At 69.5% G+C, this 12,689-nt stretch carries 9 protein-coding genes; 3 read left to right on the top strand and 6 right to left on the bottom strand.

Features of this window, described 5'->3' with window-relative positions; all coding sequences use genetic code 11:
• Window positions 1-185: 185 nt before the first annotated feature.
• From trxA to H5T77_RS24380, 5 genes are all read right to left on the bottom strand, one after another.
• The gene (gene trxA / locus H5T77_RS24400) at window positions 186-515 is read right to left on the bottom strand and encodes a thioredoxin (RefSeq protein WP_292653202.1); all 330 of its coding nucleotides are present in this window, start codon (window positions 513-515) and stop codon (window positions 186-188) included.
• 116 nt (window positions 516-631) lie between these two features.
• Window positions 632-1,615 carry a thioredoxin-disulfide reductase gene (gene trxB / locus H5T77_RS24395; protein WP_292653201.1) on the bottom strand — a complete coding sequence of 328 codons (984 nt, stop codon included), beginning with the start codon at window positions 1,613-1,615 and terminating at the stop codon, window positions 632-634.
• A gap of 206 nt (window positions 1,616-1,821) precedes the next feature.
• Window positions 1,822-3,561: a protein kinase family protein gene (locus H5T77_RS24390; RefSeq protein ID WP_292653200.1), complete on the bottom strand. Its 1,740-nt coding sequence runs from the start codon at window positions 3,559-3,561 to the stop codon at window positions 1,822-1,824.
• A 55-nt stretch (window positions 3,562-3,616) separates the two neighbouring features.
• Window positions 3,617-5,254, bottom strand: coding sequence for a murein biosynthesis integral membrane protein MurJ (gene murJ, locus H5T77_RS24385; RefSeq protein ID WP_292653199.1), 1,638 nt, complete (start codon window positions 5,252-5,254; stop codon window positions 3,617-3,619).
• Complete coding sequence (locus H5T77_RS24380; protein WP_292653198.1) at window positions 5,251-7,440, bottom strand: DUF6049 family protein; 2,190 nt, start codon at window positions 7,438-7,440, stop codon at window positions 5,251-5,253. Before H5T77_RS24380 ends, murJ begins: the two co-directional genes overlap by 4 nt.
• Window positions 7,441-7,490: 50 nt before the next feature.
• Here H5T77_RS24380 and H5T77_RS24375 point away from each other — a divergent pair, with 50 nt between their 5' ends.
• From H5T77_RS24375 to H5T77_RS24365, 3 genes are all read left to right on the top strand, one after another.
• A complete protein-coding gene (locus tag H5T77_RS24375; RefSeq protein ID WP_472850371.1) occupies window positions 7,491-8,951 on the top strand; it encodes a CCA tRNA nucleotidyltransferase in 1,461 nt (486 codons plus the stop codon).
• A gap of 30 nt (window positions 8,952-8,981) precedes the next feature.
• Complete coding sequence (locus tag H5T77_RS24370) at window positions 8,982-10,526, top strand: LicD family protein (RefSeq protein ID WP_292653197.1); 1,545 nt, start codon at window positions 8,982-8,984, stop codon at window positions 10,524-10,526.
• A gap of 69 nt (window positions 10,527-10,595) precedes the next feature.
• Window positions 10,596-11,051: an SRPBCC family protein gene (locus H5T77_RS24365; RefSeq protein WP_292653196.1), complete on the top strand. Its 456-nt coding sequence runs from the start codon at window positions 10,596-10,598 to the stop codon at window positions 11,049-11,051.
• Between the two features lie 12 nt (window positions 11,052-11,063).
• On the opposite strand, the gene H5T77_RS24360 is transcribed toward H5T77_RS24365, so the two are convergent.
• Window positions 11,064-12,326 carry a helix-turn-helix domain-containing protein gene (locus H5T77_RS24360; protein WP_292653195.1) on the bottom strand — a complete coding sequence of 421 codons (1,263 nt, stop codon included), beginning with the start codon at window positions 12,324-12,326 and terminating at the stop codon, window positions 11,064-11,066.
• Between the last annotated feature and the right edge of the window lie 363 nt (window positions 12,327-12,689).

Genomic DNA, 12,689 nt, shown 5'->3' with positions numbered 1-12,689 from the left:
TCGAGACCACCACCCGAGCCCGGTGGTCGAGCCTGTCGAGACCACCACCCGAGCCCGGTGGTCGAGCCTGTCGAGACCACTCGCCCGCCACAACCGACGTCTCGCCCGACCTAAGTGACGCCTCGGCGAAATGAACGATGGCGCGCCACCGTGACAGGTGGCGCGCCATCGTGGAACAGCTGGTGTCAGCCGATGAACTCCTGCAGCTCCTTGAGGAGCGCAGCCTTCGGCTTGGCGCCGACGATCGACTTCACGACCTCGCCGCCCTGGTAGACGTTGATGGTCGGGATGCCGGTCACGCGGTATGTGGAGGGGGTGACCGGGTTCTCGTCGACGTTCATCTTGGTGAAGGTGACCTTGTCGCCGTGCTCGCCGGCCAGCTCCTCGAGGATCGGGGAGACCTGGCGGCACGGGCCGCACCACTCGGCCCAGAAGTCGACCAGGACCGGCTTGTCGGACTTCAGGACCGTTGCGTCGAACTCGGCGTCGGTCACGGCGGTCATGTTGTCAGCCACGATGGGTTCCTTCTTGGTAGAGGTGGATTGAGGAAGTCTGATGAGTTGAACGCTCGGCTGGTGTCCGGCATTCCCGGTGGTCGAGCTTGTCGAGACCACCACCGTAGAGGCTTCGGTCAGGCCGAGACGGCAGCTGCTTCGGCGTGGGCCTGGTGAGCCTGGTGAGCGAGGAACTTCTCCGCGTCGAGCGCGGCCTGGCAGCCGGTGCCGGCGGCGGTGATCGCCTGGCGGTAGACGTGGTCGACCAGGTCACCGGCGGCGAAGACACCCTCGATGTTGGTGGCGGTGGTGCCGTCCTTGGTCAGGACGTAGCCGTCGTCGTCGAGGTCGATCTGGCCGGTGAGCAGCTCGGAGCGCGGGATGTGGCCGATGGCGATGAACAGACCGGCGCAGTCGAGGTCGCGCAGCTCACCGGTCTTGGTGTCCTTGACGGTGATGCTCTCCACGGAGAGCTCGCCGTTGATGGACTCGACTGTCGAGTTCCAGGCGATCTCGAGCTTCGGGTCGGCGAAGGCGCGCTCCTGCATGATCTTGGAGGCGCGGAGCTCGTCGCGGCGTACGAGCAGGGTGACCGAGGAGCCGAAGCGGGTCAGGAAGAGGGCCTCCTCCAGCGCGGAGTCGCCGCCGCCGACCACCACGATGGGCTTCTGCCGGAAGAAGAAGCCGTCGCAGGTGGCACACCAGGAGACGCCCTTGCCGGAGAGTTCGTCCTCGCGCGGCAGTCCGAGCTTCTTGTAGCCCGAGCCGGTCGCGAGGATGACGGACCTCGCGTAGTGGACGTCGGTCGCGGTCTTGATGACCTTGACCGGACCGGTGAGGTCCATCTCGATCACGTCGTCGGGCTCGAGCTCGGCGCCGAAGCGCTCCGCCTGGGCGCGCATGTTGTCCATCAGCTCCGGGCCCATGATGCCGTCACGGAAACCGGGGAAGTTCTCCACGTCGGTCGTGTTCATCAGGGCACCGCCGGCGGTCACCGACCCCTCGAAGACGAGTGGCTGCAGTCCGGCGCGGGCGCTGTAGACCGCGGCGGTGTAGCCCGACGGGCCGGAGCCCACGACGATCACGTTGCGGGGGTCTGTCGGGGACGACGGGGTCGGCATCTTGTGGCTCCTCAGGTGTGGCTGGCGAACGGCACAACAGATCGTAGGCCACGTACATTCCCGGGCCCTGAACGCCGAGACGTCACTTGCGTCGGCCGACACGTCACGTACGTCGTGCGAGTTGGCATCTGAGTGACGTCTCGAGCGACGGGAGTGACTTCTCGGCCGACGTAGCTGACGCCTCGGCCGACGGGAGCGACGTCTCGTCAGGAGACGGGGGTGCCGAGGACCTCGATCTCCTTGACCTCGGCACGGTAGCCGCCGTCGCCGGTCGGAAGACCGGTCAGCCAGACGAGGACAAAGCTTCCCTCGGGAGCATCGTCGAGCTTGATCTCGCCCTCGGCGCCGACACTGCCCTTGGCCGCAGGAGCGCCGCTGGGGTCGCCGGTCCAGGGTGAGTCCCCGACGTAGACGCTGATGTCAGTCGGCTCGCCGACCATCCGGAACTTCAGGGAGTCGACGGCATAGTCGCCCTTGAGGTTGAGCACAACGCCGACGCCCGGCTTCAGGGAGCGCGGACTGTCACCGATCTGGTCCTTGTAGGTCGATGTGCGCCAGTTGGTGACGGGGTCGTCCTTCCCGTCCACCACACCGGCGACCAGGTCGGGGTACTCGCTCGGCGGGTCGCCGTGGGGGTCGAGATCCTTGGCGGTGATGCCCTTGATCGGGGCCGGCTTGGCCTCGGCGGTGGTGTCGCCGCCGTTGTTGCCCGTGCCGGGGTTCTCCGCGGTCGTGTCGGGGTCGTCGCTGACGATGTTCCACGCGATGGAGCCGGCGATGAGGACCAGGACCACCAGGCCGACGCCCATCGCGATACGGAGCCAGTTGGCGCCGGGCTTGCTGTTGTAGTCGGGCTCCTCGGCGATCGGCACGTTGGCGCCGGTCCACGGGCCCTGCCAGCCGTTGTAGGAGGCGTCCGGGGCAACCGGCCGTCGCGCGGGGGGAGCCTGCTGCGGGCGCTGCGGCGCGACGTAGCCCGGGGTCTCGTCGGCGAAGAGCGGCTTCGACGGCGTCGGGTCCTGCATCGGCGGCGGGGCCGACGGACGCTGGCGCTGGGGGCGCACGGCGTCGGGGGCCACGCCGATGGCGTTCGAGGCCGCCTGTGCCTCGGCCGGCTCGGCCTGGGCCGGCGGAGCCATCGCCTGGGTCTCCTCGTCGACGGAGGTGGGCCGGTTGAGCGGAGCGGTCGGCTCGCCGGAGAAGCCGGCGAGCGCGGAGTGCAGCTCGGCGGCGGTCAGCGGCGGCATCTCGGCGCCGCTGCCCAGCACCCGGTCGCACAGGTCGTCGAGCGGACGCGGAACGCCGGCGCGCACCTGCCGGGGACGGAGCACGCGGCCGTGGTCGCGCGGCGCGGGCGGCATCGAGGACAGCGTCTCGCCGGCCCACTTGCCGGTCAGGGCGGCGTAGAGGACGCCGACGGCGTCGACGCGGTCGCGCCGCTGGGAGTCACGGGTGTCGGGGTCGATCCCGTGGAGCGCGGCGTCGACACCGAAGCCGATGACACGTACGGCGCCGAGGTCGTCGAGGAGCACCGCCTCGGGGTTGAGCCGGCCGTGGGCATGCCCCTGATCGTGGGCCAGGACCAGCAGGTCGGCGACCTCGGAGGCGATCCAGGCGGCCTCCTGCGGGGACAGCGGGCCGCCGGCGGCAAGCGCGTTCTCCAGCGACGAGCCCTCGCCCCACTCGTTGACGACGTACGCCACCTGGTCGGTCTGGGCGGCGTCGAGGACGCGCAGCATCCGGGGGTCGCCGACAGCGGCGGAGTTGCGGGCGGCGGCCATCAGCCGAGGCGCGCGCTCGTCGCGGGAATCCAGGACGTGCACGGCAACCGGCCGGCCGAGCACTGCGTCCTGGGCGCGCCAGAAGCGTCCCTCTCGGGACTCGCTCAGCAGATCCGTCAGCTGGTACCTGCCGGCGAGGACGTCGCCTGATTGCGTGAACTCCATATCGGAACCATTCTTTCAGACCGTGCCAGACAGAGCGGAGCCTGTCCGATGATGGTCATCGACGCAGCCGTCGGGAAACCTGTTGCACCATCGCGGTGAGCTCCTTGACCTGGGCAGCCTGCGCCCCGAGGAGCAGCATGCCGAGATGCAGCGCCCCGACGATAGCCGCCCCGATGAGCGCCAGCACCATCGTCGGCTCGTCGTTGATCATGCCCAGGCCGGTGCGCAGCAGCCAAGCAGCGGCGGCGGCGACGAGCGTGACCAGGAGCAGGCGGGCGAGGAACCCGAGCAGCCCACGGCCGTCGAGGTCGCCGAGGGTGCGCTTGAGCACGACGTACGAGACGACGGAGCCGACCAGGTAGGCCAGCGTGTAGGCGGCAGCCAGCGCCGGGGCGGTGTACTCCGCGGAGACGGCCCTGGTCAGCACCAGCGCGGCGACGATGTTGGTGGTCGCGACCGCGCACTGGATGAAGAACACGGTGCGGTTCTGCTCCAGCGAGTAGAAGCCCCGCAGCAGCAGGTAGTGGATCGTGAAGAAGACCAGGCCGGCCGCGAAGATCGACAGCGTCGGGGCGTAGTCCTTGAACGCGTCGGCGCCGGCGCCGTAGCCGAACAGGAGGTGCGCGATGTCCTCGGAGAGCACCGGGATCAGCGCGGCGATCGGGACCACGATGGCGAGCGCGTTGCGCAGCTGGTGGGACAACGTACGTCCCAGCTCGGGCAGCTCTCCGGCCGCGCCATGGCGCGAGAGGAGCGGCAGGATCGCCGTCGCCAGCGAGACGGTGATGATCGAGTGGGGCACCTGGGTGACCAGGAAGCTGTTGGAGTAGACCGTGTAACCGGTGCCGCCGGCTCCCGAACCTTCCGAGGCGAGGTTGACCACGATCGTGTACGCGACCTGGTTGACGACCACGAAGAGCACCGTCCACGTGCCCAGCTTCGCCGTCTGCGACAGCCCGGCGCCGCGGAAGTCGAAGCGGGGGCGGAAGCGCACGCCGGCCTTGCGCAGCACCGGCAGGAGCAGCAGGAACTGGAGAACGATGCCGAGAGTCGAGCCCAGGCCCAGGAGAATCTCCTGGCCGGTGGTGAAGCCGCCGATGTCGGAGGGGCCGAAGACGACCAGGTAGATCACCAGGGTCGAGATCGCGATGATGTTGTTCGCGATCGGGGCCCACATCATCGGGCCGAAACTGCCGCGGGCGTTGAGCACCTGTCCGACCAGCACGAACATCCCGTAGAAGAAGACCTGGGGCAGACACCAGCGGGCGAAGTCGATGGCCGACTCGAGTTGGGCCGTGTGATCCGCGTCGTACCACCTATCGCTGAGGTAGAGATTCATCAGCAGCGGCGCCGCGAGCACCAAGAGGATCGTGACCACACCGAGGAAGAGGCCGGCCAGCGTGACGATCCGGTCGGTGTAGGCGGTCCCGCCGTCCGCATCGTTCTTCTGCGCCTTCACCAGCTGTGGGACGAGCACCGCGTTGAAGACGCCGCCCGCCAACAGGATGTAGAGCATGTTGGGGACGGTGTTGGCGATGTTGAAGACATCGGCGTGCAGGCCGGAGCCCAGGGCCGCGACCAGGAGCGCAGAGCGGATGAACCCGCTGGCTCGGGAGAAGAGCGTCCCCGCGGCCATCACCGCGCTGCTGGCAAGGACCGAGCTTCCGCCGGACTTCTGCTCGGTGGCTGTCACATCGCTCCTGACGTACGTGCCTTCTTGGCCTTCATGATGCGCCGGCTGAGCCGGACCGCGATCGCCGCGAAGAGTAGCGCGCAGCCGGTCCCCACGAACCACCAGATCACACCGCTCACCTGAGAGGGACGGATCGGCACGGAGGCGTGCGCGCCCAGCGGGTTGCCCTTGGTGTCGGTGACGACGATCAGGGCGGTGTGGGTGCCGGTGTCGCGCATGCTCGCCGCGAGGTTGAAGCTGGCCTTCGAGTTGGCGTCGAGCTGGACGGGCTCGGAGGTCGAGACCCGCAGCGAATCGTCGGTCATCGCGTCCAGCCGCACCGTGACCGGTTCGTCGAGCTCGTTGCTCAGGGAGACCTGGAACTCTCCGCCCTTCATGCTGGAGAGGATCACCTTCGGCGGCACGCTGACGGTGATCGAGCCCAGCTGCGCCCCGACGTAGCTCAGCGCGTCGGCGCCCGCGTCGGTGTAGCCCCGGCGAGCGGAGTAGGAGGTCGTGGTCAGCGCCTCGTTGAGGATGTCGGCGGCGACCTCGTCGTTGTGCGTCAGGACGCGCTGCAGCATCTCGCCGGCGCCGACGAGCTCGTTGGCGGTCCTGATCCGCTCGGCCGAGATCTCTGCCCGCATCTCGCGGCGGGGGTAGCGGAGCTTCTCGGCCGTGACCGACGTCGCCTTGTGGCCGGCGACCGCCTCGGTCAGCGTCGAGGACGAGATCCACGCGGCCTCGTTCCACGGGGCGACGAACGAGGCGGCGTCCTGCGGAGGGTGCCAGCCGTCGGGGAGGACCGCTACGAGCGGCTTGCCGGAACCGCGGAGCAGGGCTGCCTCGGCGGCGAGACGCTGGCGCACCGAGATCGCGTCGAGGGGGTCGTTGGGCCCGGGCCCGCCGGCTGCGGCACCGGACGAGGTCACGATCATCTCGTGACCGTCGAGGTCGGCGACGACGGGCTTGGTGCCGCGGAACATCCTGTCGCTGACCAGGTTGACCGCACCCGGCTCGAGCAGGTTGACCGCGGCGCGGTCGAGATAGCCGGTCGGCGGAGCAGCGGCCGGGGTCGCCTTGATGCCGAGCTCGGCGAGCGCCTGGCTCGTCCGCTCGCGCGCGCTGGCCAGCAGGTCGGGGTCGCTGGTGGCGAGCGCGGACAGGTCGGGGTCGGCGTAGGGGAGTGCCAGCAGGTTGTGGCCGGCGAGCGCATCCTCGAGGCGGCCCAGCCACGTGGTCGCGGCCTTCTGCGCGGCCTTGGCCTCCTCGTCGATCGGCTCCTCGGCATCGGCATCGGTGCTGGCCGAAGGGCTCGGCACCAGCGCGGAGGCGGAGGCCGATGCGCTCTGCCCCCCGCTCTCCTCCGGACTCTCTTCCGGCCCATCCGTCGGCGCGAGGTTGCGGCCTGGGTTGCCCTCGGCGAGGTTGCGTACGGCATCGATCAGGGCCGGGTCGATGGCCCAGGTCAGGCTGGGCACCTCGGCGCCGGTCTCGAGCATCCGGTAGAGCCGGCCGCCCGCCCTCAGGTCACGGGTCCAGCCGGGGAGGTAGCTCACGCTGCCGTCGGCGTCGTAGACCACGCTGCGCCGCAGCGGCATGACCAGGGAGACCTTCTCGGCCTTGGCCTTCTTGTTGGGCTCCTTCACCAGCGGAAGGAAGGTGCGAGCTCGGCCGTCGGCGGTCTTCGGCGTGGTGGCGCCGAGGGCGTGGACCCCGAACCAGTAGACCCCGGGCTCGGTGACCCGCAGGAGCTTGCGCGGCACGGTGAGCGACCACGAGTAGGTCTCGCCCGGCGCGAGGTCGGGGATCTTGGCGTACGCCCCTTCGGCGACGATCCGCTCGCCGACCAGCGCGTCCGCGGGCAGCTTGGCCGCTTCGGCCAGCTCTTTGGAGGTGGTGATCGGCGTGTCGCCGACGAACGGGTAGACGTTGACCCCGGCCCACTCGTCCTCGGTGGTGTTGGACACCTTGCCGCGCACCGTGATCCTGCCCTTGGTGCGACCGTCGAGGCTGACCGTGTCGAGCTGGTCGATGCTCACCGCCAGCGGGTCGGTCTCCTCGACGTCGTCCACAGCCCGGGCCGGCGCGGCCAGCGTGGTCGTGGACAGCATCAGCAGAAGGGGTGCCAGCAGCGTCAGGACGAGTGTGATGACGACTCGCCCGGGGGGCCGTGGCGGCCTCGCCTGGTGCTGGCGGACTGGCATGACTTCGAGAATATCTTTCCGGGGGTGCGGTCCTCGTAGACTGCGGCGTTGTGTCCGACAGCCAGCTTCCCCCGATCAGCGTCGCCGATGTTCAGCGATCGGTGACAGCTGAACTGGACCGTATCGCACCTGTCATCGACTCCCTAGGCGAGGCCTTCGCCCGTTCGGGCTTCGAGCTGGCTCTGGTCGGCGGACCCGTCCGCGACGCGATGCTCGGGCGCCCGCACAACGACCTCGACTTCACCACCTCCGCGCGCCCCGAGGAGACCGAGAAGATCCTGCGTACGTGGGGCGAGGGGCTGTGGGACATGGGCCGCGACTTCGGCACCATCGGCACCCGCAAGGGCCCGTGGCAGGTCGAGGTCACCACCTATCGCTCCGAGGCCTACGCGGCCGACTCCCGCAAGCCGTCGGTGGCTTACGGCACATCTCTGGCCGACGATCTCGTACGCCGCGACTTCACCGTCAACGCGATGGCCGTCAGGCTTGCCGGGCCCCAAGGAAGAGAACGCAGCGTCGTCGACCTCTACGGCGGTGTCGTCGACCTGGCGACCCGCGTGCTTCGTACGCCGGGGACGCCGGAGGCGTCGTTCTCCGACGACCCGCTGCGGATGATGCGTGCTGCGCGGTTCGCCGCGCAGCTCGGTTTCACGGTCGCCCCCGAGGTCGTCGCCGCGATGAAGGACATGGCGTCGCGGATCTCGATCATCTCGGCCGAGCGGGTCCGCGACGAGCTGGTCAAGCTGATCTGCGCCCCCTATCCCCGCAGTGGGCTCTCGCTGCTCGTCGAGACCGGGCTGGCCGAGCTGGTGCTGCCCGAGCTGACCGCGCTGCGGATGGAGCGCGACGAGCACAACCGGCACAAGGACGTCTACGAGCACACCCTCACCGTGCTCGAGCAGTCGATCGACCAGGAGGAGCGTCTCGGCGGCGGGCCCGACTTCGTCTCGCGCTTCGCGGCGCTGATGCACGACGTCGGCAAGCCGCGCACGCGCAAGTTCCACGACGATGGCACCGTCTCGTTCCACCACCACGACGTGGTCGGCGCCAAGATGACCCGCAAGCGGATGAAGGCGCTGCGCTTCTCCAACGACGAGATCGAGGCGGTCTCCTCGCTCGTGGAGCTCCACCTGCGTTTCCACGGCTACGGCGACGGGGAGTGGACCGACTCGGCGGTGCGGCGCTACGTCCGTGACGCCGGCGACCAGCTCGAGCGGCTCCACATCCTCACCCGCGCCGACTGCACCACCCGCAACCGCCGCAAGGCCGACCGCCTGGCCCGCACCTACGACGCCCTCGAGACCCGCATCGAGCGGATCTCCGAGGAGGAGGAGCTCGCCGCGCTCCGGCCCGCGCTCGACGGCAACCAGATCATGTCGCTGCTGGACATCTCTCCGGGGCGCGATGTCGGGGCGGCGTACAAGTTCTTGATGGACCTGCGCCTCGACGAAGGGGTCCTCTCCGAGGACGAGGCCGCCAAGCGGCTCCTGGACTGGTGGGCCCAGCGCTGACCGCTTGCCTTGGGATGGGAACATTCGCGGATGACCGGCAAACGCTCGATTGGTGAGGCGCTGCGCTCGGTGCTGCGTCGGCCAGGCCCCGAGACGGCTCCCGAGACGGCTCCTGTGGAGCCAGTGAACCTGCATGTACGCGAGCGGGTCCGGCTGCGGCGGCTGCCGGGACGTGAGGCGCTGTTGCCTTCGCTCGGCTGGTTCGGTGGCATCGCCGCCGCCTACCTCAGCGTGCCTCTCGCCGGGCCGATCTCGGTGCTACGGGTCCATGTCCCGGCCAAGTTCGAGGGACAGGTCGACCTGCGGGGCTTCGAGCTGTACGCGGGCGGGGTCTTGATCCCGGTCGCAGCCGCCGACCAAGTGGTCGAGCAGAGCTCTGCGGCGCCGTCGCAGCCGCAGGACGCGAACGTGTTCGAGTACGGCTCGCTGCGTACGAAGAAGGAGACCGGCGCCTGGTGGTCGGTGCGGCTGGCCGAACCGGTCGAGGCCGACGAGCTTCGGGTCTACAACCGACGTGACGGCTGGGGCCTGCGCAGCCGACGGCTGACGATCGCGGTCCGCGGTCCCGAAGGCGGCTTCCACACCGTCTACTCGGTCGACTCCGACCACGTCATCACTCGTACGCTCGCGCTCCTGTCCCGCCTGCTCGGCCGCGAGATCGGTGTCGAGGTCCTCGAGTCCGAGGAGGCCGGGCGCACCGCTCACGCTGCGGTCCTGGCGGAGCTGGCCGGGCTGGCCCGCAAGGGTCTGCTCACCGCGGATGCCGAGGAGCAGCGCCTGCTCGTCGGCCTGATCCCGACGCAGCTCCCTGCCGCGGAGTCCCTGACCCCCGACGAATGGGCGCTCGCCGGGCATCTTCTCGCTGCCGAGCGGCTGCGGTTCCCGTTGACCGCGACGTCGATGCCGACGTACCAGCTTGTGCTCCGCTCGACGGTCGAGCTCCGTCGTCTCGAGGTCGAGGTCAACCGGGCGGCCGAGGCCATCGGCGGGCAACCGGCAGGGCTGACCAGGCATGGGTTCCGTGACCATGGCGTGCTGCGCAAGAAGTCCGCGGGCTATGTCGAGACGATGCAGCACGCCACCACTCTGCTCGCCGAGCTGGGGAAGCCGGCGATGATGGCCTACGGGACGCTGCTCGGGGCCGTTCGGGAGGGTGACTTCCTGGCTCACGACGACGACGTGGACATGCTGATCCCGCTCGAGGCGGCGACGCGGGCGGAGGCCGAGCCGATCCTGGCGAAGCTGCGCGCGACGATCGCCGAGCGTGGGTGGAAGGTCTCCAGGCCCAACAACCAGCTCAACTTCCACATCACCGACCCGTCGACCGGGTTGCACATCGACCTGTTCCCGCTTCTCGTCGCGGGCGAGAAGGTGACGCTTCACATGGAGAAGATGAAGCTGCGCCCGATCGCGACCTCGCTGGTGCTCCCGGCCGCCGAGCTCTCCTTCAAGGGAGCGACGCTGCTCGCGCCGGCCGATCCGGAGGGGTTCCTGGCCGAGCGCTACGGCCCGACCTGGGCCACGCCCGACCCGTTCTACGACTGGCCGTGGAAGCTGTCCGACACCGAGGACTGATCCGGTCCGTAGGTGGCCGAGGGCTGGCGAGCCCTGTCGAGAGAGTCATACTGCCGGTATGGTTCCGGCATGACGACGATCACAGATCTCCAGGCGACGACCACCATCAACGCGACGCCGGCCCAGGTGTGGGCCGCGATCACGGACCTGCCGCGGATGGCCTCATGGAGCCCGCAGGTGGCGAAGACTGTCGTGTTCGGCCAGGTCAAGGAGGGGACTCGCTTCTTCAACATCAACCGCCAGGGCTGGAAGCACTGGCCGACCAACGCCAAGGTCGTACGTTTCACCCCTCACTCCGACTTCGCCTTCCGGATCTCCGAGAACACCACCGTGTGGTCCTTCCAGCTGGAGGAGACGGCTGAGGGGACCATCGTCACTCACCGTCGCGAGACCCCGACCGGCATCTCCAGCCTGTCGCGCTCACTGACGAAGGTGGCGTTCGGCGGTCAGGAGAACTTCACCGAGGAGCTGCGTACGGGCATGGCGACCACGCTGGCCAAGCTCAAGGCCGACCTCGAGGGCTGACCCCCACGCCGATCAGGCGCGGGCCTTGACCCAGCGGCGGACGGTGGTGGGGGAAACGTCCAGCCTGTCGGCCACCTTCGACACCGGCGCACCGGCGCGGACCAGGATCCGCGCGGCCTCACGAGGTTCGGAGGGCAGGTTGCTGAGCAGGTCCTCCTCCTCGTCGGGGAAGGTGTCCGGGTAGTCCATCTCCGGCTCGGGGTCCGGGATGTTCTCCGGGAACGGAATCCGGTCGAGCAGGGTGCCGTCGGTCTCGGCGGGCTTGGTGGTGGCTGGGCCGTTGCTGAACTCCGGGGCCATCCCGGCGCCCGGGGCGGCCTCGGCGGCGGTACGGGCGGCCTCTGTCACCCGGCTCGAGACCCGGGGGCGGGTGTCGGTGGTGGCGAGGGCGGAGGCCATCTCTCGGGTCCGGCTCTCGCGCGGCGGCAGCACCTCGCGAGGCACGTCGACGAGGTCGTTCGGTACCGGCTCGTCGTTCCGCTCGGGCTGCTCGGGCGGCTGGGTGATCTGCTCGGCAGAGACCCGCTCGATGACCGGCACGCTGAGCGCCTCGTGCACGTCAGGCAGGGTGATCGGCAGCCGATCGGCCTGACGGGTGCCCTCGGCGACCGCGGCGAAGGCGTCGACCCACTGGGTGATCTGGTCACGCATCGCGCCCGGCGCGACCGACCGCAGCGCGACCGCCTCTGCGCGCCAGTAGCGCTTCTGCGCGCGCTCCAGCTTCCGGCGTGACGAGGCCGTACGCTTCCGCAGCGCCGTGTCGCGAGCCCGCCGCCACTCGACCCGGGTAGCCAGCAGCGCGTGCATCCGCGCGCCCGTCCGCAGCTCGGACCAGGAGCGTTCCATGGCCAGGTGGCGGTCACCGACGAGTGCCAGGTGCCACATCAGCGCGGCCAGCAGCGGCACGATGAACCGGAACGCCGCCGCGGTGGCTGCGTGACCGAGGTGGAGCTCGTGCCAGCCGGCGAAGAACCCGGACGCCGCCGACAGCAGCCAGGTCAGGGTCAGCAGCGTCTGCGCCGGTCGATCCTGCTGGGCTGCCTCCCGCGCCATCAGCGCCACCGTGACCAGCGAGAGCTCGAAGACGCCGGCGAAGGCGTAGGCGTTGATCGTGCCCATGGCGAGCACGTCTCGCCCGAAGCCGACCATGGCGACGTACGCAGCTGCCGTCGAGATCAGCGCGACGGTGACGGCACCGAAGAGGATGAGGCCACGGCCGTTGCCCCCGGCTCTCGGAGTCGTCCGGTCCGCGGTCGAGTCGTTGTCGGGGCGCATCGTGGGGGTCTCCCGTGCCTGAGGCGGTCGATCGTTCGGGCCCCGGAGTCTAGGGGATGGAACATGTGTTCGATGGCGACGTGGATGGAGTGTTGCCGAACCGGGAAGAAATTCGGCGGCCGCGACCCGAGACGTGGGACTACAGTCCGCTCATGTCGAAGACGGTGGTCCTCGGTCTCGCCGTCGCGCTCGCCGTCGGCGCACTCGCCGGGATCCTCCCGGCGATGATCGCGGCGCGCGTGAAGATCATCGACGCGATCCGGTTCTGAAACGATTCGGTGGTCGAGCCTGTCGAGACCTCCCGCGACTAGACGGGGGTCTCGACAAGCTCGACCACCGGCCGAGCGAGGATCACTCGCCGCG

The organism is Nocardioides sp. (assembly GCF_014360585.1).
Taxonomy (GTDB): Bacteria; Actinomycetota; Actinomycetes; order Propionibacteriales; family Nocardioidaceae; genus Nocardioides.
Note: the sequence above shows the minus strand (reverse complement) of the source record. Positions and strands in the feature narration are given on the sequence as shown.